We start from the raw sequence: 25,199 nt of genomic DNA on the forward strand, positions 1-25,199 counted from the left end.
AACTGAACATGCCCGCAGCAAACGCCGCAAGTCCCTGGTACAAGCACCTTTGGCCATGGATCATCATCGCGATTCTGGCCTGTTCGGTGACCCTGACGCTGTCCATGGTGACCATCGCGGTGAACAACCCGGACAACCTGGTCAACGACAACTACTACGAGGCCGGCAAGGGCATCAATCGTTCGCTGGACCGTGAATTGCTGGCTCAGACCCTGAAGATGCGCGCCGCTGTGCACCTGGATGATGTCACCGGCGAAGTCGACCTGCGCCTGAGCGGCGACAGCCAGCCGAAAACCCTGGAACTGAACCTGATCTCGCCGACCCAGCCGGAGAAGGATCGCAAGATCGTCCTCGCCCGCAGCGAGACTGAACAGGGCCGCTACATCGGCCAGTTGAGCGACAAGATCGAAGGCCGGCGTTTTGTGGAGTTGCTGGGTACTCAGGACGATCACGTGTGGCGGATGTTCGAGGAAGAACTGGTCAACCATGACAAGGATCTGTTGCTGGGTGATGAGCCGTTGCAGGGTGCAGAAGACCTGAAGAAATAAGCCTTACTCTGATCGTTCCCGCGCTCTGCGTGGGCACGCCGCCAGGGACGCTCCGCGTCCCAGCCGAAGCGGACGCGGAGCGTCCGGGGAGGCATTCCCACGCGGAGCGTGGGAACGATCATCGGAACGCCTCATGACCATTCCAATCCCCTGCTACCACTGCGCCCTGCCCGTCCCGTCCGGCAGTCGCTTCACCGCCGTCGTGCTCGGGGAGTCCCGCGAGTTCTGCTGCCCCGGCTGTCAGGCCGTGGCCGAAGCCATCGTCGCCGGAGGGCTGGAAAGTTATTACCAGCATCGCAGCGAAGCCTCGGCCAACCCCGAAGCGCTGCCGGTGCAACTGGTCGATGAGCTTGAGCTGTACGACCGCGCCGACGTGCAGCAACCCTTCGTGCGCCACGAAGGTGAGCTGGCCGAGACCACGTTGCTGATGGAAGGCATCAGTTGCGCCGCCTGCGGCTGGCTGATCGAGAAACACCTGCGCAACCTGCCCGCCGTGGCCGAGGCGCGGCTGAACCTGTCCAACCATCGCCTGCATGTGCGCTGGGCTGACGGGCAATTGCCGCTGAGCCAGATCCTCGGCGAACTGCGCCACATCGGTTACGCCGCACACCCGTATCAGGCCGACCGCGCCAGCGAACAACTGGCCAGTGAAAACCGCCTGGCCCTGCGCCAGCTCGGGGTCGCCGGGCTGTTGTGGTTCCAGGCGATGATGGCGACCATGGCGACCTGGCCGGAATTCAACATCGACCTCAGCCCGGAGCTGCATACGATCCTGCGCTGGGTCGCGCTGTTCCTGACCACGCCGATCGTGTTCTACAGCTGCGCGCCGTTTTTCAAAGGCGCCATGCGCGACTTGCGCACCCGTCATCTGACCATGGACGTCTCGGTGTCGCTGGCGATCGGCGCGGCTTACGTCGCCGGGATCTGGACCTCTATTACCGGGGTCGGCGAGCTGTACTTCGACGCGGTAGGCATGTTCGCGCTGTTCCTGCTCGCCGGGCGCTACCTAGAACGTCGCGCCCGCGAGCGAACCGCCGCTGCCACCGCACAACTGGTCAATCTGTTGCCCGCCTCGTGCCTGCGCCTCGACGACGCCGGCCAGAGCGAGCGGATCCTGCTCAGCGAACTGCGCCTCGGTGACCGGGTGCTGGTGCAGCCCGGTTCGGTGCTGCCGGCGGACGGCAAGATCCTTGATGGCCAGTCGAGCATCGACGAATCGGTGCTGACCGGCGAATACCTGCCGCAACCGCGTACCAAGGGCGATGCGGTCACCGCCGGCACGCTGAACGTGGAAGGTGCGCTGACCGTCGAGGTGCAGGCACTCGGCCAGGACACGCGGCTGTCGGCCATCGTCCGCCTGCTGGATCGCGCCCAGGCGGAAAAACCACGACTGGCGGAAATCGCCGACCGTGCTGCGCAATGGTTCCTGCTGCTGTCGTTGATCGCGGCGGCCGCCATCGGCCTGCTGTGGTGGGAACTGGATTCGTCACGGGCGTTCTGGATCGTCCTCGCGATGCTGGTTGCAACCTGCCCGTGCGCGCTGTCTCTGGCGACGCCGACCGCCCTCACCGCCGCCACCGGCACCCTGCACAAACTCGGCCTGCTGCTGACGCGCGGCCATGTGCTGGAAGGCTTGAATCAGATCGACACGGTGATCTTCGACAAGACCGGCACCCTCACCGAAGGCCGACTGGTACTGCGTTCGATCCGCCCGCTCGGGGCCCTCGACAACGATCAATGCCTGAGCCTGGCCGCCGCCCTGGAAAACCGTTCCGAACACCCGATCGCCCGCGCCTTCGGTCGCGCACCGCTGGCTGCCGAAGAGGTCCACAGCACGCCGGGCCTGGGGCTTGAAGGGTTGGTTGGCGAACAACGCTTGCGCATCGGCCAGGCGGATTTTGTCTGTGATCTCAGCGGCGTGCCTGTGCCCTCGATGCCGAAGGAACCGGGGCAATGGTTGCTGCTCGGTGACAGTAACGGACCGCTGGCCTGGTTCGCCCTCGACGACCGTCTGCGCGACGACGCCCCGGCCCTGCTCGCCGCGTGCAAGGCGCGCGGCTGGCGCACGCTGCTGCTGTCGGGCGACAGTTCGCCGATGGTCGCCAGTGTTGCCGCCGAACTGGGCATCGACGAGGCCCGGGGCGGTCTGCGTCCGGACGACAAGCTGCAAGTGCTGCAACAACTGCACAAGGACGGCCGCAAGGTATTGATGCTCGGCGACGGGGTCAACGACGTGCCGGTGCTGGCCGCTGCGGACATCAGCGTGGCCATGGGCTCGGCCACTGATCTGGCGAAAACCAGTGCCGATGCGGTGTTGCTGTCCAACCGCCTCGACGCCTTGGTACAAGCCTTCACGCTGGCCCGCCGCACCCGTCGGGTGATCATCGAGAACCTGTTGTGGGCCGCGCTGTACAATGGCCTCATGTTGCCGTTCGCCGCCCTCGGCTGGATCACTCCGGTGTGGGCCGCCGTCGGCATGTCGATCAGTTCGCTGACCGTGGTGCTCAACGCCCTGCGCCTGACGCGCCTGCCGAGCGCGCCGGCCGTCAGCGCCTCGTCAGAAACCCGCCCGCTGCCGGCCTGAGCCGCGCGGGCATGGAGTACAGATGCCAGCTCTCTACGTGATGATTCCGGCCGCGCTGCTGATCGTGGCCATCGCCGTCTACATCTTCTTCTGGGCGGTGGACAGCGGCCAGTACGACGACCTCGACGGTCCGGCCCACAGCATCCTGTTCGACGACCAGGACCCGAACCACACTGCCGCTGTGGACGAAGCCAACCCCGCCAAACCGGACGACAAGGCGCCACCCCATGCTTGAACTGGCGCCGCTGCTGGTGTCTGCGTTGATCCTTGGCCTGCTCGGCGGCGGCCATTGCCTGGGCATGTGCGGAGGCTTGATGGGCGCACTGACCCTGGCGATTCCCAAGGAACAACGCAGCCGACGCTTTCGATTGTTGCTGGCCTATAACCTCGGGCGAATCCTCAGCTATGCCACGGCCGGTCTGCTGATCGGGCTGGCCGGTTGGGCGGTGGCCAACAGTCCCGCCGCGCTGTTCATGCGGGTTTTGGCCGGGTTGCTGCTGATCGCCATGGGCCTGTATCTGGCGGGCTGGTGGAGCGGTCTGACCCGCATCGAAAGCCTTGGCCGAGGACTGTGGCGTTACATTCAACCCGTCGCCAACCGCTTGCTGCCGGTGTCGAGCCTGCCCCGGGCCTTGCTGCTCGGCGCGCTGTGGGGATGGCTGCCGTGCGGGCTGGTTTACAGCACGTTGCTGTGGTCGGCCAGTCAGGGCAATGCGTTGGACAGTGCATTGCTGATGCTCGCCTTCGGGCTCGGCACCTGGCCGGTGTTGCTGGCCACCGGCCTCGCGGCCGAGCGGGTCACGGCGCTGTTGCGCAAACGCAGCGTGCGCATGGCCGGCGGTCTGCTGGTGATCCTGTTCGGTATCTGGACCCTGCCGGGGCCGCACCAGCACTGGCTGATGGGCCACTGATCCCGTTGATGCAAATCAAGATGCCTTTTCGCGCCCTCCCCTAGACTCGGCACACTGCCAGCCTATCCGGGGGAATGCCCGCATGCTCGACGCCATTCGTTGGGACACCGATTTGATCCGCCGCTACGACCTGGCGGGGCCGCGCTACACCTCGTACCCGACGGCCGTGCAATTTCACAGCCAGGTCGGCACCTTCGACCTGTTCCACGCCCTGCGCGACAGCCGCAAGGCTCTGCGCCCGCTGTCGCTGTACGTGCACGTGCCGTTCTGCGCGAACATCTGCTACTACTGCGCCTGCAACAAGGTCATCACCAAGGATCGCGGCCGCGCGCTGCCCTATCTGCAACGGCTCGAGCAGGAAATCCAGCTGATCGCCTGCCACCTCGATCCGACGCAGAAAGTCGAGCAACTGCACTTCGGCGGCGGCACGCCGACCTTTCTCAGCCACGATGAATTGCGGCAACTGATGGCGCACCTGCGCAAGCATTTCAATCTGCTGGACGATGACTCCGGTGATTACGGCATCGAGATCGACCCGCGCGAAGCCGACTGGTCGACCATGGGCCTGCTGCGCGAATTGGGCTTCAACCGGGTCAGCATCGGCCTGCAGGATCTCGACCCGGCGGTACAACGGGCGGTCAATCGCCTGCAAAGTCTGGAGGAAACCCGCGCGGTGATCGACGCAGCGCGCACCCTGCAATTTCGCTCGATCAACATCGACCTGATTTATGGCCTGCCCAAGCAGACTCCAGATAATTTCGCCCGCACCGTCGAGGAAGTCATCAGCCTGCAACCGGACCGGCTCTCGGTATTCAACTACGCACACCTGCCGGAACGCTTCATGCCGCAGCGGCGGATCAACGGCAACGAACTGCCGAGCCCGGCGCAGAAACTGGAAATGCTGCAACGCACCATCGAACAACTGACCACCGCCGGTTACCGCTACATCGGCATGGACCACTTCGCCCTGCCCGACGATGAACTGGCGATTGCTCAGGAAGAATCGACCCTGCAACGCAATTTCCAGGGCTACACCACCCACGGTCACTGCGACCTGATCGGCCTGGGCGTGTCGGCCATCAGCCAGATCGGCGATCTGTACTGCCAGAACAGCAGCGACCTCAATCACTACCAGAACACCCTCGCCGGCGCGCAACTCGCCACCAGCAGAGGCCTGGTGTGCAACGCTGACGACCGCCTGCGCCGCGCGGTGATTCAGCAACTGATCTGCAATTTCAGCCTGGACTTCGCCGAGATCGAGCGCAGCTTCAACATCGATTTTCAGGGCTACTTCGGCGCGCTCTGGCCACAATTGCAGGGCATGGCGCAGGACGGGTTGATCGAACTGGATCGCGAACGCATCACCGTGCTGCCGGCCGGACGACTGCTGGTGCGTTCGGTGTGCATGGTGTTCGATGCGTATCTGGAACAGCAGAATCGCCAACGCTTTTCCCGGGTGATCTGACTTTTCATCAACAACGCAGGGGGCTGCGTATCCATAGCGGTCATCGAAACGGTGCCTTGCACGCCGTCCGAGACACGTTTATCGGCCGTCATCCCTGCGGCGTTTTGCCGGCCGGGCAATCTCGCCACAGGCTGGCCTGAATGTCCTCCGCTGGGTTACCCTTACGCCTTATGTGTGTTTTCCCACAAGGATTTAAGAAATGTCCGAGCCAGTTAAACTGCGCGCTCACAACCAGGCTAATTGCAAGGATTGCAGCCTGGCCCCTCTCTGCCTGCCACTTTCGCTGAATCTGGAAGACATGGAAGCGCTGGACGAAATCGTTAAACGGGGTCGCCCGTTGAAAAAGGGTGAGTTCCTGTTCCGCCAGGGCGACACCTTCGATTCCGTTTATGCAGTACGCTCCGGCGCTCTGAAGACCTTCAGCCTGAGCGATACCGGCGAAGAACAACTGACCGGCTTCCACCTGCCGAGCGAGCTGGTCGGGCTGTCCGGCATGGACACCGAGAAACACCCGGTTTCCGCCCAGGCCCTTGAAACCACCTCGGTCTGCGAAATTCCGTTCGAACGCCTTGATGAGCTGGCCCTGCAACTGCCGCAGCTACGCCGTCAGCTGATGCGCGTGATGAGCCGGGAAATCCGCGACGACCAACAGATGATGTTGCTGCTGTCGAAGAAAACCGCCGACGAGCGCATCGCCACCTTCCTGGTCAACCTGTCGGCGCGTTTCCGCGCTCGCGGCTTCTCGGCCAATCAGTTCCGCCTGAGCATGTCGCGCAATGAAATCGGCAACTATCTGGGGCTGGCGGTGGAAACCGTGTCCCGGGTCTTCACCCGCTTCCAGCAGAACGAACTGATCGCCGCCGAGGGCAAGGAAATCCACATCCTCGACCCGATCCAGCTCTGCGCCCTGGCCGGCGGCTCGCTCGAAGTCTGATCTCGACTCGCGGCCGAGCGAATCGTTTCAGCCGCGGGTATACTGCGCCGTTTGCAGCCCTGCCAGGACACCTCGACGATGGTCTTCGACTCCTTCGACATCAAATCCCTGATCCGCCCCGTGATCGACTTCCCGAAACCGGGTGTGATCTTTCGCGACATCACCCCGCTGTTCCAGTCGCCCAAGGCCCTGCGCCTGGTGATGGACAGCTTCGCCCACCGCTATGTCGAAGCCGACTTCACCCACATCGGTGCGATGGATGCGCGTGGTTTCCTGATCGGTTCGGTACTGGCCTATCAGTTGAACAAGCCGCTGGTGTTGTTCCGCAAGCAGGGCAAGCTGCCGGCGGACGTGCTGGCCGAAGGTTACGCGACCGAGTACGGCGAAGCGTTCCTCGAAGTGCACGCCGACAGCCTGTGCGAGGGCGACTCGGTGGTGATGTTCGATGACCTGATCGCCACCGGCGGCACGCTGATCGCAGCGGCCAACCTGATCCGCCGCATGGGCGCCCGCGTTCATGAAGCGGCGGCGATCATTGATCTGCCGGAACTGGGTGGTTCGCAGCGTCTGGAGGACATGGGGATTCCTACGTTTTGCCTGACGCAGTTTGCGTTGACTGACAAATAAAACCCCGCGCCTGATCGTTCCCACGCTCTGCGTGGGAATGCAGCCCGGGACGCTCCGCGTCCCTTCCAAAGCCGAACGCGGAGCGTCCGTTGAGGCATTCCCACGCAGAGCGTGGGAACGATCAGTCCTCCGTGTGGAGACGATCAGTCAGAGTCCCATCTGTTTGCTGATGATCTCGTTCATCACTTCCCGCGTCCCGCCGCCAATCGACAGAATCCGGTTATCCCGATACAGCCGCTCCACCAGACTTTCGCGCATATAACCCAGCCCGCCAAGAATCTGCACCGCCTCATTGGTAATCCGGTCCGAAGTGTCCGTGGCAAAGTTCTTGGCCATGGAAATCTCCTTGATCACGCTCTGCCCTGCCGCCATCTTCGCCGCCTGCCGATAGGTGAACTCCCGCGAGACTTCCAGCGCCGTGGCCATTTCCGCGAGGCGATGCTTGATCACCTGGAACTTGCCGATGGGTTTGCCGAACGCTTCACGCTCCTTCGCCCACTTCAGGCTTTCTTCCAGCGCCAGTTGCGCGGTCATGTTGGCCATCAGCGCCAGCGCCAGACGTTCGCTCTGAAAGTTGCCCATGATGCAGGCGAACCCCATGTTCTCCGCGCCAATCAGGTTTCCTACGGGCACCCGGCAATCATCGAAGAACAATTCAGCCGTGTCCGACGCCCACCAGCCCATTTTCTTCAGCGGCCGGCCGACGGTGAAACCCGGCGTGCCCTTCTCGATCAGCAGCAGGCTGATGCCGCCAAAACCGGGCGCGCCGGTACGCACTGCGACGGTGTAGTAGTCGGCGCGCACTCCACTGGTTATGAAAGTTTTGCTGCCGCTGACTCGATAGTGGTCGCCATCGCGTACGGCGCGGGTCTGCAGGTTGGCGACATCGGAGCCGCCGCCCGGCTCGGTGACGGCCAGCGCGCTGATTTTCTCGCCGCTGAGTACTTGGGGGACGACGCGGTTACGCACTTCGGGCCGAGCCCATTTGACGATCGGCGGCAACCCGATATCGAGCGAACCGAGCCCGGCGACCAGCCCGCCGGAGCCGCAACGCATCAGTTCTTCGCTGGCGGCGATCTTGGCAAACAGATCACCTTCGTGACTGCCGCCGAGCGCTTCGGGGTAACCGATGCCGAGAATGCCGGCCGCACCGGCCTTCAGGTACAGCTCACGGGGAAAGCTCTCGGCTTCTTCCCATGCATCGATGTCCGGCAGGATCTCGCGCTCGACGAAACGTCTGACGCTGTCGCGGACCATTTGGTGGCTGGGGTCGAAGTATTCCTGGAAGGCGGGCATCGGCGAACTCCATGGAAGGGTTCGCCGAACTTAACCGAGCGCTTGCTTGGTTTTCAACAGGATTGTGTGACTCAGAGGGAAATCGGCTTGCGCCCGGCAAACGAGTGGGCCAGCGTGCCGCCGTCCACCAGCTCCAGTTCGCCGCCCAGCGGTACGCCGTGAGCGATGCGCGAGGCGATCAGGCCTTTGTTCTGCAGCAACTGGGCGATGTAGTGTGCCGTCGCCTCGCCTTCCACGGTCGGATTGGTGGCGAGGATGACTTCGGTGAAGGTGCCCGCCTCTTCGATCCGCGCCATCAATTGCGGAATGCCGATGGCTTCCGGGCCCAGGCCGTCCAGCGGCGACAGGTGCCCCTTGAGCACGAAATAGCGCCCGCGAAATCCGGTCTGCTCGACCGCGTAGACGTCCATCGGCCCTTCCACCACGCACAGCAGCGTGTCGTCGCGACGGGTGTCGGCACATTGTGGGCACAGATCGTCTTCGGTCAGCGTGCGGCACTGGCGGCAGTGTCCGACCCCTTCCATGGCCTGGCTCAAGGCCTGGGCCAGGCGCGTACCGCCGCTGCGGTCACGTTCGAGCAACTGCAACGCCATACGCTGGGCAGTTTTCTGACCCACGCCCGGCAAGGTTCGCAGGGCGTCGATCAGTTGGCGAATCAAAGGGCTGAAGCTCATGGGGAAAAAGTCCGACAAAACAACGAGACGCGGTTTATACCCGCGCCTCCGGCCAGCGTCAAATCCTCAGTCCTGGGCGACCTTCACCACCAGTTTGCCGAAGTTGCGCCCCTCCAGCAGCCCGATAAACGCCTCAGGCGCCTGCTCCAGGCCCTCGACCACGTCCTCGCGGAACTTAACCTTGCCATCGCGTACCCACGGCACCATGGCGCTGATGAATTCCGGCTGACGGTCACCGTAGTCGTCAAACACGATGAAACCCTGAATCCGTACGCGTTTGGTCAGCAAGGTGCGTTGCAACATGGGCAGGCGATCCGGGCCTTTCGGCGCTTCCGAAGCGTTGTAGCCAGCAATCAGGCCACACAACGGGACCCGCGCCTTGGGATTGAGGAGCGGCACGACGGCATCGAAGACGTGACCGCCGACGTTTTCATAATAGATGTCGATGCCATTGGGGCAGGCCTTGGCCAGTTGTTCGGCGAAATCCGGCGCCTTGTGATCGATGCAGGCGTCGAAGCCGAGTTCCTCGACCACGTATTTGCACTTCTCGGCACCACCCGCCACGCCGACGGCGCGCAGGCCTTTTATCTTCGCCACCTGGCCAACCACCGAGCCCACTGCGCCGGAAGCGGCGGCGACCACCAGGGTCTCCCCTTCTTTCGGCTGACCGATGTCCATCAGGCCCATGTACGCGGTCATGCCGGGCATGCCCAGCACGCCGAGCGCCATCGACGGACTCGGCAGGCCGGACGGGATCGGGATGATGTTGCGGCCATCGCTGATGCTGTGGCTTTGCCAGCCGGTGGCACCGACGACCAGATCGCCGGGGTGGAATTTCGGATGACGCGACTGCTCGACCCGGCTGACAGCACCGCCGGTCATCACTTCGCCGATTTGTACTGGTGCCGCGTAGGACGGCGCGTCACTCATGCGTCCGCGCATGTAGGGATCGAGCGACAGGTACAGGGTCTTGAGCAACACCTGGCCGTCCTCAAGGTCCGGCAGCGCCTCGCGCTCCAGACGGAAGTTCTCGGGCGTTGGCGCACCTACCGGCCGCGAGGCAAGCACGAAGCGTTGATTGAGGGTCAGAGGGTCGGACATGTCAGCGTCTCCTTTGAATGATGAATTCGGCGGTATAGGGAGCAGACCGTTGCAGCTATTGCGCGTTCGATGTTTCGTCAGCCGGAAACAAAAATGCCAGGCGCGATGCCTGGCATTTTTTGTAGCTCATCCAACCCGCAAAGGCGAATCAGAACGGCAGTTTCATACCGGCCGGCAGGTTCATGCCAGCGGTCATGCTGCCCATTTTGGCCTGGCTGTTGGCTTCGATCTGACGCACGGCGGCGTTGACGGCTGCAGCCACCAGATCCTCGACCACTTCACGGTCGTCTTCGTCCAGGCCCGGCAGTACGCTCGGGTCGATGCTGACTTTCTTCACGTCATGACGACCGGTCATCACCACGGTGACCAGATCGCCACCGGCCTTGCCGGTGACTTCGGCGTTGGCCAGTTCTTCCTGCATCTTGGCCATTTTTTCCTGCATCTGCTGCGCCTGCTTCATCAGGCCGGCCATGCCACCTTTCATCATGGGAATCACCTCAAAAGTACTTGGATCAAAACAGCGCCCGGCCATACAGGCCGGACGCCCTCAGTTATTAGCCCTGACTGACCAGGGCGTCGACAGGTTCAATAGTATCGTGTCGCACGACCGCGCCGAACTGCTGGACCATCTGCTGGATGAACGGATCGCCGTGGATCGATTCTTCAGCCTCGCGCTGACGGTTGGCACGGCGCCGGGACGCGGCCTGGGCCGGGGTTTCCTGTTCGGGCTTGATCAGCTCGATGGTCAGGGTCAGCGTGCGTCCGTGGAACTGGTTCAGCGCATCGTTCAGGCGACGCTGCTGGGTGGCGTTGAACAAGGCGCTGTGGGCCGGGTCCAGGTGCATCAGCCAGTTGTCGCCATCGACCGCGATCAGCGTGCAGTTGGCGGCGATGCTGCCGGTCATGCCGGAAATCGGCAGTTGCGGGAACAGCTCCAGCCATTGCAGGGCCAGACCGGTGGCCGGCGCGGCGGCAGGTTCCGGCTCGGGTTCGGGAGTCGGTTCTGCGGCGTGTTCGCTGGCCAGATCGTCGAGGTAACTGTAGGCCGAATCCATGTCCGGCTCGATGTAGTCCTCGTCGAGCGGCGGCTCGTCGTCCATGTCCATGCCCGGTGTGGCGGCATCGACGTCGGCTACTGACGGCTCGGGGATCGGCGCGGCGGCCCACTCTGGGGCGTCCGGCACGACGCTGTCCGGGGTCGGCAGTGGCATTGGCGGCAAATCGGGTTGTTCGGCGGTGGTTTCCAGAACGGGCTCCACCGCTGGCTGCTGCACAGGCGCCGGTTCTACCGGGTCATTCCACGGCAGATCGACAACTTCCTCAACGGCAACCGGCTCTGGCTCAGGAACGGGTTCCGGCACAATCACCTGGGCAACCGGTGCAGGCTCGGGAGCAGGCGCAACCACCGGTGCTGGCGCGGGTGTGGGCGCAACAGCCGCAGCAACTACCGGCGCAGGTTTCGGCGCGGCAGCCACTGAGTTTGCGGAATCAACTGTGGCCTGGCTGATCCCCACTGGCTTTAGCGGTTGCCTCGGGGCGTCCGCCGTGTCCGCCGGCCGGAAGGCCAGCATCCGCAGCAGGACCATTTCGAAGCCGCCTCGCGGGTCCGGCGCCAGCGGCAAGTCGCGGCGACCGATCAGGCCCATCTGGTAATAGAACTGCACGTCTTCGGCCGGCAAGGCCTGGGCCAGGGCCAACACCCGGTCACGGTCGCCGTGGCCGTTGTCGACACCTTCCGGCAAGGCCTGGGCGATGGCGACGCGGTGCAGCACGTTGAGAATTTCCGAGAGCACGCCGTTCCAGTCCGGACCCTGTTCGGCCAGATGGCGCACGGCTTCGAGCAACGCCTTGGCGTCGCCTTCGATCAGCGCGTGCAGCACATCGTAGACCTGGCCGTGATCCAGCGTACCGAGCATAGCCCGCACGTCGGCGGCCAGCACCTTGCCCTCACCGAAGGCGATGGCCTGGTCGGTCAGGCTCATGGCGTCACGCATCGAACCGTCGGCCGCGCGGCCGAGCAGCCACAGGGCGTCGTCTTCAAACGGGACGTTTTCGGCGCCCAGAACGTGGGTCAGATGCTCGACCACCCGCTCAGGCGTCATGTTCTTCAAGGAGAACTGCAGGCATCGCGACAAAATCGTTGCCGGAAGTTTCTGCGGGTCGGTGGTCGCCAGGATGAACTTGACGTAGGGCGGCGGCTCTTCGAGTGTTTTCAGCAGCGCATTGAAGGAATGGCTGGAGAGCATGTGCACTTCGTCGATCAGGTAGACCTTGAAGCGCCCGCGGCTCGGGGCGTACTGCACGTTGTCGAGCAGCTCGCGGGTGTCCTCGACCTTGGTCCGGCTCGCGGCGTCGATCTCGATCAGGTCGACGAAACGGCCTTCATCGATCTCGCGGCACACCGAACACTCGCCGCACGGGCTGGAAGTGATACCTGTTTCACAGTTCAGGCATTTGGCGATGATCCGCGCAATCGTGGTCTTGCCGACGCCCCGCGTACCGGTGAAGAGGTAGGCGTGGTGCAGGCGCTGGCTGTCCAAGGCATTGATCAGAGCCTTGAGCACATGGGTCTGGCCGACCATTTCGCGGAACGAGCGCGGACGCCATTTACGTGCAAGAACCTGATAACTCATCGAAAACCGTCGCGGCAAAGGAAGCAGAAGCGGCTAATGCTAGCGGAGCAAGGGCAAAATTGCATCCGGTGGGCTCGTCTATTCTGGCTAAGCTGCATGGGCAGGGGCTTTTATCGGTTCGGGATCGGGAATTACCGGAGCGTTTATGCGGTGGGCCGTGGGGGCAATACTGGGAATCAGCCTGAGCGCGATGGCGTCGCAACCGCCACTGCGCTTCGCCGTTGCCGACAGCTGGGCGATGCCGATGGTGCAGATCGAACGCGGCCGCCCGACCCAGGGCATCCTCTACGACATGATGCTCAGCCTGGCGACTCAGGTCGGCGTGCCGGCGCAATTTCACGTCCTGCCCCGCGCCCGGGTGCAGAACGCCATGGAACACGGCGAAGTCGACGTGCGCTGCTATGCCGCACAATCCTGGTTGCCTAACCTGTCCGGCGATTACATCTGGAGCCTCCCGCTGTTCTTCCAGCGCGACCTGCTGATCAGCCGTCAGGACCAACCAACCAGCGCAGATCCGGCCCACCTGCCCCGCCAGTCGATCGGCACCGTGCTCGGCTACAGCTACCCCACGCTGCAACCGATATTCGACGCCGACCGACTCTGGCGCGAAGACGCGCGCAATCAGGAGCAGGTGCTCGACAAACTGCTGGCCGGCCGCTATCGCTACGCCGTGAGCAATCAATGGACCCTGGACTGGTTCAACCAGCGCCTGCTGCCGGGGCAACAACTGCAAGCGGTGGCGGTGTTGCAGGAGCAGAAGGTCGGCTGCTATGTACGCAATGATCCGAACGTGCCGGTGCAGCAGATATTGAGGACGTTGCTGCGGATGAAAATGTCGGGGGAGATTGATGACATTATCCGGTTGTATACCGGTGGTTCGGGCGGCGAGCCGTAAGCCAGACCCTCAATGCCCCGCCGCATCACGAAACTGCTGGTACTCGTGATACTCGACCCACGCCACGACATCGTACGGCACGTAAAGCTTCAGCCTGGCCCGGGAGATGGCGATGTACACGGCGCAGATCCGCTGATCGAACGCGTAGGCGTCCTTGAATTTCTCGTTGGTCAGCAGCCCCGGCGTCAGCAGCACCTTGTCGAATTCCATGCCCCCCGCCTCTTCCGCCAGCATCAGCAGGCAGCCGTTGCCGGCGTTGTCGATCATTCGGTTCAGGCGTGTCAGGTCGGCAATCATGAAACCGTCTTCCAGCTTGGCCTTGACCCGCAGAAACGACTCGTCGAACTGGTTGGCGTCGCACACAGCCTGCCAGTCGGGCAGGTCGCTGAAGTACGGATGCACGCCGTTTTCGCTGAATTCGGAACGGTAAAAGTCAGGTTTGAACAGTTCGATGGCGGTAGCCATGAAATGCTTGAGTTCATCCTGGGTGCGCTTGTCCGGGAATCTGAACTTGCAGTTGGCATCGTGCAGGTGGATGGCCCAGATCATCGTGTCCCACGGCGATGCCGTCAGCACCACGCAGCCTTCGGGCGGCACAAAACCTTCCGGATATTCCTTGATCAGGACGTCAGCATCACTGGCGCCTTCGAACGGAATCTTGCCCTTCTGCGAGTGCCGGGCGATCAGCGGGTTGACCAGCCGCTCGACGTTACGGCCCGAACGCACCGAATAGCTGATATCGCTCTGGCGAACCTCGCGGTGGCGCTTGACCGGTACGCCGCTGGCCTGCTGGTACTCGTCGCCGAGGGTGATCAACACCTGGCGGCCACGTTCGATGATCTGCAACAGCGACCCGGGAATGTCCTGGCTCTCGTCGATCAGCACGTGCGTGTAGCGCGCCGGCACCACGCAACCAGCAATGCAGGCCCGCTTGATCATCAGCAGCGCTTCGAAGCCAGTCTGGCTGCCCCACGCCGGGTTGAGTTCGAGGTAGCCCCACACCCGGCTCGAATACTCCAGCAACACCTGAGCGTCGACGCTGGAGAGCGGCTGGTTGAAATGCGGCAGATGCTTCGCCGAAAAGGTGTGATCGCGGAAGCGGCAGTAGCGTTCGATCACTTTGAGGCAGAGTTCAAGGGTCGCCTGCCCGTCGTGGTGGCGGAAACCGAAGATATTCAGTTCCTGCGCCAGCGCCTGGCGACTGAGGATCCGAGTCGTCCCTTCAGCCTGAGGCCTGCGCCCGAGCATCAGCGATTGGGCAAACACCAGGAAGGTCTTGCCGGCCTTCTTCTCGCTCGGCCCCACCATGCGCTGGCGAAGGACTTCGAGCTTGGCCGGGGTGCGCGCCAGCAACAGGGTCTTTTCCGGGCGCAGATGCTCCAGCAACGCCACCAGCAGATGGCTTTTGCCGATCCCTGCGTAGCCTTGTACATGCAGGTCTTCGTCCAGATTGGCGCGGAAGGTTCTGACCAGTTTGTCCTGTGCCGGGCTCAACCAGCGCTCGCGCTGTCGGGGCGTCACGATCGGCTGGCTGAACGGGTCATGGCTGCGATGGCGCCGCACCTTGTATTCGAAGTCCCACTGGCCGTCCGGCAACAAGTAGTCGCGTGCGGATACTTCTTCGGCCAACAGAAAACGCAGGTTCAGAGGATTCAGGACCTTCAGGCCGAAATACAGTTTGCGTGGGTCGAACAGCCGCTGGGCTTCAGACAGCAGGCTCGCCGTCGTTGACTGACGGTTTTCGGCAGCCCAGGACAAGAGCTTGGCCAGAATTTTCTCTGCCGCCACGGCGCCGAGATCCTGCTCTTTCGTCTGCACCAGATTCTGGATGACCAGCACTGCCGCCAATTCGGGATCGGTCAGGCTTTCGAGCGCTTTTGCGCCACCCGCCTGCAACAGGTTCGCGCAGGTTTCATCCGTGACGGGCAAGAACACAGGGCTGGATAGATCGGAATGTTCCGGGAGCATAAAACCTCGCGGCCTGGGCGCAAACCTTAAAAGGTCGATCCTGGCCAGACTCTTCATTTATTTCGGTGGTGGCGAGTATGCGGGATTGAAGAGGCGTCGACACCTTCGCGAGCAGGGGTTCGGGTACGAAACGCCAAATCGCAGGCATAAAAAAACCGCAGTGGGCGAAACCCATGCAGTTCGGTGTTGATTCGTTCGATGTTCGTTAAGGTGGTAACCCTACCAGCCACACCCCGGCACACAATGTTCCCGCTGTGGCTGCTGCCTTCCGGCTCTGACCAGGTTCACGGGTAATCGTTGCGGGGGGACCGATAGGGTCACCATAACGACACTCGCCTGTCGGCGAGCCGCGCCATTGTACCTATCTGAGACGAAGTTACAACTGCTCGTTGCAGATTAAAAATATGAAGGGCTTCAAGCACTTGCTATTGCGCCTGAAGCACCTCGTCCGCCCGGCCGCCCTCTTGCTGGATCACCAGATGAATGAAGTGCAGCTTGGCGATTGCCGCCGGCGGCAGGACGAAGGGATAGAAATCCGGCTGACCCATGCTGCGTGACAGTTCGTTGAGCATGCCGGCCAGTTCGATCCACGCGTTGACGAACGACAGGAACGCCGCGCCGCCGGGATGTTCGGGGTCGTACAGGGTGCTCGACGGAAATGGCTGGTAGTCGAGGTCCATCTCCCGGGCGCTCATGCCGAAACCCAGCGCCGTGTCCACCGCGTCCATCATGTGCAGGTAATGCGCCCAGGTTTCCGCCCAGTCTTCCCACGGGTGCATGCTGGCGTAGGCGCTGACGTAATGCTGCGACCAGTCCGCCGGCGCGCCCTGTTGATAATGCCGTTCAAGCGCCTCGGCATAACTGGCGCGTTCGTCGCCGAACAGGCTGCGGAAGGAACCGAGCCACGGGCCGTTGTCGATCAGGCGATCCCAGTAGTAATGCCCGACCTCATGGCGAAAGTGCCCGAGCAGCGTGCGATAAGGTTCGTGCATCTGCGCCCGGACGCGCTCGCGGTGGGCGTCGTCGGCTTCTGCGATGTCGAGGGTGATCAGGCCGTTGGCGTGGCCGGTCATCGGCGCGTTGCCTTGCAGATCGACGCCGATGAAATCGAAGGCCAGGCCGGTGGCTTCGTCGAGCGTTTTCGGGATGACCGGCAGTCCAAGGCTGATCAGTTGCGCGACCAGTCGCCGCTTGGCGATTTCCACCTTGCGCCAGCGTTCGGGGTTTTCCGGGACGGACAGATCGGGAATGGTGCGATTCAGAGCGCAGGCCGCACACAGACTGTCGTGATCGTTGGCGGGCAGCAGCCAGTTGCAGGCGGCCGGGGTGTCGAGGTTGGCGCAGCGCCGGAACAGCCCGGCGTCGGGATCGACGTCCAGCGTCCAGGTGCCCTCTTGCGGCCCCGGTTGCAGCGAGGTCAGCCGGCTGTGTTCCGGTTGATAACCCAGCGCCGCGTTGCAGGCCAGGCACTGGCTGTTGCGAAAGAACAGCGACTGGCCGCAACGGCACGGCCAGACTTTGCTGTTGCGCGAGGATTCGCCCATCAACGGCGCGACGATGCGGGAACTGAGCTGCTCGAAAAAGCGGTACATGGCGATCTCTCCCTTGGGCTTGCCAAGACTAGATCATTCCCGCCCAAAGATCGTTCCCACGCTCTGCGTGGGAATGCATACCGTGACGCTCTGCGTCACAGCGGACGCGGAGCGTCCGGGGCGGCATTCCCACGCGGAGCGTGGGAACGATCATCAGGCGCTGATACCGTGCCCTTTCAGGAACGCGATAAAGGCCTCTTCGTCCATCACCTTCACACCCAGCTCGTTGGCCTTGGTCAGTTTCGACCCGGCGCCCGGCCCAGCGACCACGCAGTGAGTCTTGGCTGACACGGAACCGGCGACCTTGGCGCCGAGGCTTTCCAGGTGTTCTTTGGCGACATCGCGGCTCATCAGCTCGACCTTGCCAGTCAGCACCCAGGTTTCGCCAGCCAGCGGCAAGCCTTCGACGACTTTCTTTTCGCTCTGCCAGTGCATGCCGAAATCGCGCAGTTGCTTTTCGGCCGCTTCAGCCAGTTGACGATGCTCGGGCAAGGCAAAAAACTCGCGAACCGAGTTGGCCTGCTTCTCCGGCAGTGCCTGGCGCATTTCCAGCCAGTCCGCGTTCATCACCCCTTCCAGCGTTTCGAACTTGTCAGCCAGCTTCTGCGCCCCGCCCGGCCCCACCGAAGGAATGTGCAGCTTGTCGAGGAAGCCACCCAGCGTGGTGCTCGCGGCAAACTCGGCGCCCAGCTCGCCCTGATCCTGAATCTCCAGACCATGGCCCAGCAACTCGGTGATCACCTGCTGGTTGTGCGCATCTTCGAAGAAGCTGTGGATCTCGTGCGCCACTTCCAGACCGATGTCCGGCAGGTACGTCAGCACCTGCGGCAAGGCTTGCTGGACGCGCTCCAGCGACCCCAGCGAACGCGCCAGCACCTTGGCCGTCTCCTCGCCGACATCCGGAATGCCCAGCGCATAGATGAACCGCGCCAGCCCCGGTTTCTTGCTGTCTTCAATCGCAGCCAGCAACTTGTTGCTCGACACTTCGGCAAAGCCTTCGAGGTCGACGATGTCATCGAACTTCAGGGCGTAAAGATCGGCCGGCGAACTGACCAGACCTTCGTCCACCAACTGCTCGACGCTCTTGTCGCCAAGACCTTCGATGTCCATCGCGCGACGGGAGACGAAGTGAATGATCGCCTGCTTGAGCTGTGCACCACAGGCCAGTCGGCCGACGCAGCGATACACCGCGCCTTCGCTGATGGTTTCCTTGCCCTTGCTGCGTTTGACCAGTTGCGTGCGTTCGACATGGGAACCACAAACCGGGCAACTCTCGGGAATCTGCACCGGCCGCGCGTCTTCGGGACGACGCTCGGTGACAACCTGCACCACTTGCGGGATCACGTCACCGGCGCGGCGAATGATCACCGTGTCGCCGATCATCAGGCCCAACCGGGCGACTTCGTCCATGTTGTGCAGCGTGGCATTGGCCACGGTAACGCCGGCCACCTTGACCGGCTTCAAGCGCGCCACGGGTGTGACGGCGCCGGTGCGGCCGACCTGGAATTCCACGTCGAGCAGTTCGGTGAGTTCTTCCATGGCCGGGAATTTGTGGGCGATGGCCCAACGTGGTTCGCGGGCGCGGAAGCCCAGTTCGCGCTGATCGGCAATGCTGTTGACCTTGAACACCACACCGTCGATTTCATAGGCCAGCGAGTTGCGGCGTTCGCCGATATCGCGGTAGTAATCCAGACATTCTCCAATGCCCTTGGCCAGTTTCAATTCGTGGCTGATCGGCATGCCCCAGGCTTGCAGTTGCTTGAGGTTGCCGATGTGGGTGTCGGAAATATCGTGAGAGACCTGACCGATGCCATAGCAGCAGAATTCCAGCGGGCGGTTGGCGGTGATCTTCGAATCCAGCTGACGCAGGCTGCCGGCGGCGGCGTTGCGCGGGTTGGCGAAGGTCTTGCCGCCGACTTCCAGTTGCGAGGCGTTGAGGCGTTCGAAACCGGCCTTGGACATGAACACTTCGCCGCGCACTTCCAGGGTCGCGGGCCAGCCCGTGCCGTGCAGTTTCAGGGGGATGTTGCGCACCGTGCGCACGTTGACGCTGATGTCTTCGCCGGTGGTGCCATCGCCGCGCGTGGCACCGCGTACCAGCACGCCATCCTGATACAGCAGACTGACCGCCAGGCCATCGAGTTTCGGCTCGCAGCTGTATTCCACCGCCGCGCCACCGCCGAACAGGTCACCGGCCGGCAGGTCCAGACCTTCGGTCACCCGACGGTCGAACTCGCGCATGTCGGTTTCTTCGAAGGCGTTGCCGAGGCTGAGCATCGGCACTTCGTGACGCACCTGGGTGAACGCGGTCAGCGCGACGCTGCCAACGCGCTGGGTCGGCGAGTCGCTGGTGATCAGTTCCGGGTTGGCCGCTTCCAGCGCCTTGAGCTCGTGGAACAACCGGTCGTACTCGGCATCCGGAATGCTCGGCTCATCGAGGACGTGGTAACGGTAGTTGTGCTGATCGAGTTCAGCGCGCAGCTCTAGAATGCGGTCTTTGGCGGCAGTCATGGGTGTTCTCTCATAAAGCAAAAGAGCAGCCGAGGCTGCTCAATCTATTTTGCCGATTGCCCCTTTATTGCGAGGCAACCTTTTCAATCAACGCTTCTGGGTCAGGGCGCGACGTTCGAATTCAACGATGCGCTGACGGTAGTGCTCGATGGTCTGCGCGGTCAGGACGCTGCGCTGGTCATCTTTCAATTCGCCGTTCAGTTCCTGGGACAGCTTGCGGGCTGCCGCGACCATCACGTCGAAGGCCTGCTTCGGATGACGCGGGCCTGGCAGGCCGAGGAAGAAGCTCACCGCCGGGGTGCTGAAATGGTCGATGTCGTCCAGATCGAAGATGCCCGGCTTGACCGCGTTGGCCATCGAGAACAGCACTTCGCCGTTGCCGGCCATGCTTTCGTGACGGTGGAAAATATCCATCTCGCCGAAACGCAGACCGCTTTCCAGAATGTTCTGCAGCAGTGCCGGGCCCTTGAAGCCGGCCGGGTCGCGGCAGATCACGCTGATCACCAGCACTTCTTCTGCCTGCGGCTGATCCTTGTCGGCCACTGCCGGCGAAGACTTGGCGGCAGGTTCGACAAAATCATCGTCGCGGCTGCTGATGCTCGGGCCGCCGTCCAGGTCCAGATCGAGATTCAGGTCGCCCTGGGCCGGACCGCTGCTGCCACGCTTGCCGCGCTTGGAACCGGATTCGCGAGGCTCGCGAGCCGGCATGCTCACCGATGGCAGATCGTGCTCGTCCAGTTGCGGCTCTTTATGGGTATCCAGCACGCGGGCCGGGCCCAACAGCTCGGCGCTGGTGTCCTCGTCGGGCAGGTTGGACAGACTTCGGTCAAGACGGAATTTCAGTTTTCCCTTGCCGCCGCGCATACGGCGCCAGCCATCGAAAAGAATACCGGCTATCACAATGATGCCGATGACGATCAGCCACTCGCGCAGACCGATTTCCATGTAATCCCGTGCCTCTATAAAAAATGCTGAAAAATAAGGGGTTTACACTGTGCAAACCGCTTTAAAACGTGGCGCCAACTCTATGTTCTGACAGGCGTTTTGCCCACGTATACGAAAAATTGACATTAAACTAGCACGACCAAAGACAACTTTACACCGTCTGTCGAAATCGCCGCGCAAATTGTGTCGAATTGCCACTTTCATTCAAATAGCCCACCTGTCGTCAGCTTTGCGCAGCTCAGCTGCAAGTTGCGAGCTACAAGCTCTTCTCTTACAGCTCGCAGCTTATCGCTCGAAGCTGCGCCGCTAGGCGTCCACCATCGCCATCGCCTCCTCGACATCCACGGCTACCAGTCGCGAACAACCCGGCTCATGCATCGTCACCCCCATCAACTGGTCAGCCATTTCCATGGCGATCTTGTTGTGGGTGATATAGATGAACTGCACGGTCTGCGACATCTCTTTGACCAATCGTGCGTAGCGTCCAACGTTAGCGTCATCCAGTGGTGCGTCAACTTCATCGAGCATGCAGAACGGCGCCGGATTCAATTTGAAGATCGCAAAAACCAGTGCCAGCGCGGTCAGGGCTTTCTCGCCGCCGGAGAGCAAATGGATGGTGCTGTTCTTCTTCCCGGGCGGTTGCGCCATGATCGTCACCCCTGTATCGAGTAGATCTTCGCCCGTCAGTTCCAAATACGCCCGCCCGCCACCGAAAACTTTTGGGAAAAGCGCCTGTAAACCACCATTGATCTGATCAAAGGTATCTTTGAAACGGTTACGGGTTTCCTTGTCGATCTTGCGGATGACGTTTTCCAGGGTCTCCAGGGCTTCGACCAGATCGGCGTCCTGGGCATCCAGATAACGTTTACGCTCGGATTGTTGCTGGTATTCGTCGATCGCCGCGAGGTTGATCGCGCCCAGGCGCTGAATGCGCGCGGCAATGCGTTCAAGTTCTTCTTCGGCAGCCTTCTCGCTGGCCTCGGCGGTCAGGGTGTTGAGCACGCCGTGCAGATCGTAGCCGTCTTCCAGCAATTGATCCTGCAGGGCCTTGCGGCGCACGGTCAGGGCTTGCCATTCCATGCGTTGCTGTTCGAGCTGGCCACGGATCAATTGCGATTGCTGCTCGGCCTGGGTCCGGCGTTTTTCCGCGTCGCGCAGTTCGCGATCGGCATCTTCCAGGGCGATCTGCGCGGTCTTGAGTTCGTCGTCGACGCTCATGCGCTTGTCGAGCAACTCTTCGAGTTTGAGGCGCAACTCTTCCAGCGGCGCCTCGCCCTCCTCCAGATTCAGGCTGAGCTGTTCACGTTTTTCGGTGAGGCGCTCGGCCTGCATTTCCAGACGTTCAAGGGCCTGGCGGGTCGAATCGTGTTGTGCGCGCAGCGAGCCGAGGCGCACGGCCAATTGATGGGCGTGATCCTTGTGCTGGCGCGCTTCCTGACGCACCCGATCCAGGCGTTCGCGCAGGCTGTCGCGCTGGGCCAGCAGCAATTCGCGCTGCTCGGTGTCGAGGGCCATCGCGTCGAGAGCGTCCTGCAACTGGATCCGCGCTTCGCCGATGTTTTCGTGTTCCAGCTCGCGCTGCTCGGCGAGCTCCACCAGTTCTTCGTCGAGACGGGTGCGACGCAGGTTCAACTGCTCGGCCTTGGCTTTACCGGCGGAAAGCTGAGCTTTCAGTTCGCCTTGCTGACGGGCTTCGTCCTGCAACAGTCGACGCAAATGTTCGCGACCGTTTTCCTGCTGACGCTGTTGCGCGCGCAGGGTTTGCAGACGGGTTTCCATGGCCTCGACCGTGGCTTCACGCTCTTCGCGTTCCGCATGCAGCGATTCGATTTCCTGGCCGCGCGCAAGCATGCCGCTTTCGGCTTCACTGGCGCGGCGCACCCGCAGGAAATGCCGGCCGACCCAGTAACCGTCGCGACTGATCAGGCTCTGGCCGGCAGCCAGTTGGCCACGCATAGCCAGCGCCTGTTCAAGGCTGTCGACCGGCTTGACCTGAGCGAGCCAGGGCGACAGATCGACCTGCGCCTCGACCTTGTCCAGCAGGCTGCCGGCCACGCGCACGCCGTCGTTGCCGGGGCTGAGCAAACGCAGATCGCCCTGGGCAAAACCAGACAGATCGAAGCCGTCGAAATCATCCACCAGCACCGCTTGCAGGTCGGCGCCGAGCACGGTTTCCACCGCCAGCTCCCAACCGGCCTCGACCTTCAGGCCTTCGGCGAGACGCGGGCGCTCGGCGAGGTTGTGTTCCTTCAGCCATTCGGCAGTGCCGGTGCCCGGATCGAGCGCGGCCTGCTGCAAGGCTTCCAGCGATGCAAGGCGACCATTGAGGCGCTGCAAATCGCCCTGCGCCTGTTGCTGCGCGGTCAGCGCTTGCTGCAATTCCTGACGCAGTTGCTCAAGTTTTTCGACCTGGGCTTCTTCGCTGGTCTGCAAATCTTCAAGGGTGGCTTCGGACTCGGCGAGCTGTTCGCTGAGTTCCATGATCGCCGCGTCTTCCGGATCGGCCGACAGCAGCGCGCGCTCTTCGCCCAGACGCTTTTGCCGATCGGCCAGGCGCTCCATGCTGGTTTCCAGCTGCTGGATGCGCGACTGCTGCACTTCGGCCTGACGACGGGGTTCGGCGGCGGTCAAATTGAAGGCGTCCCACTGCTCCTGCCAGCCGTGCATGACGGCTTCGGAATCTTCCAGCGCAGCGGCAGCTTCTTCGGCCGCGGCGTTGGTGATTTCCTGCTCGGGGGTCAGTTGATCGAGCTCTTCGCCGAGGGTCAGCAGCAAGGTGCGGTCGTGGCCCAGGTGCGATTCGGTTTCGAGGCGTGCGCGCTCGGCTTCTTTCAAATCGTCCTGCAATTGGCGCAAGCGCTGCTGGCCGTGCTGGATGCTCTGCTCGACCCGGGCGATGTCGCCGCCGACCGAATAGAAGCGCCCCTGCACCAGATTGAAGCGCTCGGACAGGTCATGGTGACCGTCGCGCAGGCGTTCAATGGCCGCGTCGGCGTTGCGCTGCTCGGCGACCAGCGCTTCGAAGCTGATTTCCTGGTTGCCGATGATCGATTCACGCTGGCTGACCTGATCGTTCAGATCCTGCCAGCGCAGGGCCGACAATTGCGCCTTGAGCTGGCGTTCTTCGGCCTTGTATTCCTGATACTTCTTGGCGGCCTCGGCCTGACGGTGCAGGCGTTCGAGCTGGCGCTCGAGCTCTTCGCGCAGGTCGGTCAGACGGGCAAGGTTTTCGTGGGTGCGGCGGATGCGGTTTTCGGTCTCGCGCCGGCGCTCCTTGTACTTGGAGATGCCGGCGGCTTCTTCGATGAAGTTACGCAGGTCTTCCGGTTTGGACTCGATCAGCTTGGAGATCATCCCCTGCTCGATGATCGAGTAACTGCGCGGGCCGAGGCCGGTGCCGAGGAAAATGTCGGTGATGTCGCGACGACGGCATTTGGCGCCGTTGAGGTAATAAGTCGTCTGGCTGTCGCGGGTCACTTTGCGGCGGATCGAAATTTCCGCGTAGGCCGCCCACTCGCCCAGCAGCGTGCCGTCGGAGTTGTCGAACACCAGCTCGATGCTCGCCTGGCTCACCGGTTTGCGGCTGGTCGAGCCATTGAAGATGACGTCGGTCATCGACTCGCCGCGCAGGTTCTTGGCCGAGCTTTCGCCCATCACCCAGCGCACGGCGTCGATGATGTTCGACTTGCCGCAACCGTTCGGCCCGACGACTGCCGCCATGTTGCTGGGGAAGTTCACCGTGGTCGGGTCGACGAAGGATTTGAACCCCGCCAGCTTGATGCACTTGAGCCGCAAGGTCAGGCAACCGTCAGGGCGGACACCACCAGATCGCAGCTGCGCTGGGCGTAAGCCGTCAGCACGATGCGAATCTGCGGCAGGTCACGGGCGAGGACGGCGGCGAGCAGGCGTTCGAACAGGTCGAGGAACTCGCTCATCTCGGCCTTGCGCTGCTCCAGCGCGAGGAAGTACGCACGGCTCATGGCCGGTTGCAGGTTCTCGACGGTTTCTTGCAGGTACGGGTTGTTGGCGAAGGGATACGCGGCGCGCATGACGTTGAAGCTGTCGTCGACGAAGGTGCGGATGTCCTGACGCTCGTAGCTGGCGGTCAGGCGCTGCTGGATCTGCACGAACGGCGCCATGTCGGCCTGGGTCTGCCAGCCATTGGCCACGGCGTTGCCGAGCAGGATGTACAGCTCGCTCATCAGCGTGCACAGGCTCTGCACCTTGTGCGCCGTCAGCTCAGTGACGTGCGCGCCGCGGCGCGGCAGGATCGCGATCAGGTGACGGCGCTCGAGGATCAGCAAGGCTTCGCGGACCGAGCCGCGGCTGACGTTCAGCGCCAGCGTGACCTTCTGTTCCTGGATGCGCTCTCCCGGCTTCATTTCGCCGCGAATGATCCGTTCGGCGAGGTGGTGAGCGATTTGCTCGGCGAGGCTGTCCGGCGCCTTGAACGTCATGGTTGTCCTTCAAACTCTTCGATCTGCACAAGCGGCGCAGTGTAGCGCAATGCGCGGT

Annotated in this window: 19 protein-coding genes and 1 other RNA gene; 8 read left to right on the forward strand and 12 right to left on the reverse strand. The window is 62.6% G+C overall.

Annotation, left to right across the window (positions count from 1 at the left end):
- Nucleotides 1-8: 8 nt before the first annotated feature.
- The 7 genes from AC07Y2_RS10650 to AC07Y2_RS10680 all read left to right on the forward strand — a co-directional run bounded on the left by AC07Y2_RS10650 (nucleotide 9) and on the right by AC07Y2_RS10680 (nucleotide 7,069).
- Nucleotides 9-548, forward strand: a complete 540-nt coding sequence (locus AC07Y2_RS10650) for a FixH family protein (RefSeq protein WP_074687644.1) — start codon at nucleotides 9-11, stop codon at nucleotides 546-548.
- A 133-nt stretch (nucleotides 549-681) separates the two neighbouring features.
- Entirely contained in the window at nucleotides 682-3,132 is a 2,451-nt protein-coding gene (locus AC07Y2_RS10655) for a heavy metal translocating P-type ATPase (protein ID WP_103386397.1), read from the forward strand.
- 22 nt (nucleotides 3,133-3,154) lie between these two features.
- Nucleotides 3,155-3,367: a cbb3-type cytochrome oxidase assembly protein CcoS gene (gene ccoS, locus AC07Y2_RS10660; protein WP_007951659.1), complete on the forward strand. Its 213-nt coding sequence runs from the start codon at nucleotides 3,155-3,157 to the stop codon at nucleotides 3,365-3,367.
- On the forward strand, nucleotides 3,360-4,043 hold the full coding sequence (locus AC07Y2_RS10665; RefSeq protein ID WP_039770036.1) for a sulfite exporter TauE/SafE family protein: 684 nt from the start codon (nucleotides 3,360-3,362) through the stop codon (nucleotides 4,041-4,043). The genes ccoS and AC07Y2_RS10665 overlap by 8 nt, the downstream gene beginning before the upstream one ends.
- A gap of 82 nt (nucleotides 4,044-4,125) precedes the next feature.
- Nucleotides 4,126-5,508 (forward strand): oxygen-independent coproporphyrinogen III oxidase, encoded by a 1,383-nt coding sequence (gene hemN / locus AC07Y2_RS10670; RefSeq protein ID WP_103386398.1) that lies wholly within the window; start codon nucleotides 4,126-4,128, stop codon nucleotides 5,506-5,508.
- Nucleotides 5,509-5,707: 199 nt separating this feature from the next.
- Nucleotides 5,708-6,442, forward strand: a complete 735-nt coding sequence (gene fnr, locus AC07Y2_RS10675; protein WP_039770035.1) for a fumarate/nitrate reduction transcriptional regulator Fnr — start codon at nucleotides 5,708-5,710, stop codon at nucleotides 6,440-6,442.
- Between the two features lie 78 nt (nucleotides 6,443-6,520).
- Nucleotides 6,521-7,069: an adenine phosphoribosyltransferase gene (locus tag AC07Y2_RS10680; RefSeq protein WP_003223345.1), complete on the forward strand. Its 549-nt coding sequence runs from the start codon at nucleotides 6,521-6,523 to the stop codon at nucleotides 7,067-7,069.
- A 147-nt stretch (nucleotides 7,070-7,216) separates the two neighbouring features.
- Here AC07Y2_RS10680 and AC07Y2_RS10685 read toward each other — a convergent pair whose 3' ends face one another.
- From AC07Y2_RS10685 to dnaX, 5 genes are all read right to left on the reverse strand, one after another.
- A complete protein-coding gene (locus AC07Y2_RS10685) occupies nucleotides 7,217-8,365 on the reverse strand; it encodes an acyl-CoA dehydrogenase family protein (RefSeq protein ID WP_103386399.1) in 1,149 nt (382 codons plus the stop codon).
- 71 nt (nucleotides 8,366-8,436) lie between these two features.
- Nucleotides 8,437-9,039, reverse strand: a complete 603-nt coding sequence (gene recR / locus AC07Y2_RS10690; protein WP_007951652.1) for a recombination mediator RecR — start codon at nucleotides 9,037-9,039, stop codon at nucleotides 8,437-8,439.
- A 66-nt stretch (nucleotides 9,040-9,105) separates the two neighbouring features.
- Complete coding sequence (gene curA / locus AC07Y2_RS10695; protein WP_074687639.1) at nucleotides 9,106-10,140, reverse strand: NADPH-dependent curcumin/dihydrocurcumin reductase; 1,035 nt, start codon at nucleotides 10,138-10,140, stop codon at nucleotides 9,106-9,108.
- Between the two features lie 148 nt (nucleotides 10,141-10,288).
- Nucleotides 10,289-10,627 (reverse strand): YbaB/EbfC family nucleoid-associated protein, encoded by a 339-nt coding sequence (locus tag AC07Y2_RS10700; protein ID WP_007951650.1) that lies wholly within the window; start codon nucleotides 10,625-10,627, stop codon nucleotides 10,289-10,291.
- A gap of 67 nt (nucleotides 10,628-10,694) precedes the next feature.
- Entirely contained in the window at nucleotides 10,695-12,773 is a 2,079-nt protein-coding gene (gene dnaX, locus AC07Y2_RS10705; RefSeq protein WP_103386400.1) for a DNA polymerase III subunit gamma/tau, read from the reverse strand.
- A 145-nt stretch (nucleotides 12,774-12,918) separates the two neighbouring features.
- Here dnaX and AC07Y2_RS10710 point away from each other — a divergent pair, with 145 nt between their 5' ends.
- Nucleotides 12,919-13,668, forward strand: a complete 750-nt coding sequence (locus AC07Y2_RS10710) for a substrate-binding periplasmic protein (RefSeq protein WP_039770030.1) — start codon at nucleotides 12,919-12,921, stop codon at nucleotides 13,666-13,668.
- A 9-nt stretch (nucleotides 13,669-13,677) separates the two neighbouring features.
- Here AC07Y2_RS10710 and AC07Y2_RS10715 read toward each other — a convergent pair whose 3' ends face one another.
- The 7 genes from AC07Y2_RS10715 to AC07Y2_RS10745 all read right to left on the reverse strand — a co-directional run bounded on the left by AC07Y2_RS10715 (nucleotide 13,678) and on the right by AC07Y2_RS10745 (nucleotide 25,141).
- Nucleotides 13,678-15,636 (reverse strand): hypothetical protein, encoded by a 1,959-nt coding sequence (locus AC07Y2_RS10715; protein ID WP_103386401.1) that lies wholly within the window; start codon nucleotides 15,634-15,636, stop codon nucleotides 13,678-13,680.
- 217 nt (nucleotides 15,637-15,853) lie between these two features.
- Nucleotides 15,854-15,950, reverse strand: an RNA gene (gene ffs / locus AC07Y2_RS10720) — signal recognition particle sRNA small type.
- A gap of 111 nt (nucleotides 15,951-16,061) precedes the next feature.
- Nucleotides 16,062-17,228, reverse strand: coding sequence for a zinc-binding metallopeptidase family protein (locus tag AC07Y2_RS10725; protein ID WP_103386402.1), 1,167 nt, complete (start codon nucleotides 17,226-17,228; stop codon nucleotides 16,062-16,064).
- Nucleotides 17,229-17,381: 153 nt separating this feature from the next.
- On the reverse strand, nucleotides 17,382-19,739 hold the full coding sequence (gene ligA / locus AC07Y2_RS10730; RefSeq protein ID WP_103386403.1) for an NAD-dependent DNA ligase LigA: 2,358 nt from the start codon (nucleotides 19,737-19,739) through the stop codon (nucleotides 17,382-17,384).
- Nucleotides 19,740-19,826: 87 nt separating this feature from the next.
- Complete coding sequence (zipA, locus tag AC07Y2_RS10735) at nucleotides 19,827-20,684, reverse strand: cell division protein ZipA (protein WP_074687633.1); 858 nt, start codon at nucleotides 20,682-20,684, stop codon at nucleotides 19,827-19,829.
- Nucleotides 20,685-20,990: 306 nt separating this feature from the next.
- Nucleotides 20,991-24,479, reverse strand: a complete 3,489-nt coding sequence (gene smc / locus AC07Y2_RS10740; RefSeq protein WP_103386404.1) for a chromosome segregation protein SMC — start codon at nucleotides 24,477-24,479, stop codon at nucleotides 20,991-20,993.
- A 2-nt stretch (nucleotides 24,480-24,481) separates the two neighbouring features.
- Entirely contained in the window at nucleotides 24,482-25,141 is a 660-nt protein-coding gene (locus AC07Y2_RS10745; protein WP_039770022.1) for a GntR family transcriptional regulator, read from the reverse strand.
- Between the last annotated feature and the right edge of the window lie 58 nt (nucleotides 25,142-25,199).

It is taken from the genome of Pseudomonas sp. GW456-12-1-14-TSB6, from assembly GCF_059424205.1.

Bases quoted from the DNA above. Each gene is read 5' to 3' on its own strand.
- curA (WP_074687639.1), bottom strand. From the start codon at position 10,140: ATGTCCGACCCTCTGACCCTCAATCAACGCTTCGTGCTTGCCTCGCGG.
- ligA (WP_103386403.1), bottom strand. From the start codon at position 19,739: ATGACTGCCGCCAAAGACCGCATTCTAGAGCTGCGCGCTGAACTCGAT.
- AC07Y2_RS10715 (WP_103386401.1), bottom strand. From the start codon at position 15,636: ATGCTCCCGGAACATTCCGATCTATCCAGCCCTGTGTTCTTGCCCGTC.
- AC07Y2_RS10710 (WP_039770030.1), top strand. From the start codon at position 12,919: ATGCGGTGGGCCGTGGGGGCAATACTGGGAATCAGCCTGAGCGCGATG.
- AC07Y2_RS10655 (WP_103386397.1), top strand. From the start codon at position 682: ATGACCATTCCAATCCCCTGCTACCACTGCGCCCTGCCCGTCCCGTCC.
- AC07Y2_RS10680 (WP_003223345.1), top strand. From the start codon at position 6,521: ATGGTCTTCGACTCCTTCGACATCAAATCCCTGATCCGCCCCGTGATC.
- recR (WP_007951652.1), bottom strand. From the start codon at position 9,039: ATGAGCTTCAGCCCTTTGATTCGCCAACTGATCGACGCCCTGCGAACC.
- AC07Y2_RS10725 (WP_103386402.1), bottom strand. From the start codon at position 17,228: ATGTACCGCTTTTTCGAGCAGCTCAGTTCCCGCATCGTCGCGCCGTTG.
- fnr (WP_039770035.1), top strand. From the start codon at position 5,708: ATGTCCGAGCCAGTTAAACTGCGCGCTCACAACCAGGCTAATTGCAAG.
- AC07Y2_RS10650 (WP_074687644.1), top strand. From the start codon at position 9: ATGCCCGCAGCAAACGCCGCAAGTCCCTGGTACAAGCACCTTTGGCCA.
- ccoS (WP_007951659.1), top strand. From the start codon at position 3,155: ATGCCAGCTCTCTACGTGATGATTCCGGCCGCGCTGCTGATCGTGGCC.
- AC07Y2_RS10665 (WP_039770036.1), top strand. From the start codon at position 3,360: ATGCTTGAACTGGCGCCGCTGCTGGTGTCTGCGTTGATCCTTGGCCTG.
- hemN (WP_103386398.1), top strand. From the start codon at position 4,126: ATGCTCGACGCCATTCGTTGGGACACCGATTTGATCCGCCGCTACGAC.
- zipA (WP_074687633.1), bottom strand. From the start codon at position 20,684: ATGGAAATCGGTCTGCGCGAGTGGCTGATCGTCATCGGCATCATTGTG.
- AC07Y2_RS10745 (WP_039770022.1), bottom strand. From the start codon at position 25,141: ATGACGTTCAAGGCGCCGGACAGCCTCGCCGAGCAAATCGCTCACCAC.
- AC07Y2_RS10685 (WP_103386399.1), bottom strand. From the start codon at position 8,365: ATGCCCGCCTTCCAGGAATACTTCGACCCCAGCCACCAAATGGTCCGC.
- dnaX (WP_103386400.1), bottom strand. From the start codon at position 12,773: ATGAGTTATCAGGTTCTTGCACGTAAATGGCGTCCGCGCTCGTTCCGC.
- AC07Y2_RS10700 (WP_007951650.1), bottom strand. From the start codon at position 10,627: ATGATGAAAGGTGGCATGGCCGGCCTGATGAAGCAGGCGCAGCAGATG.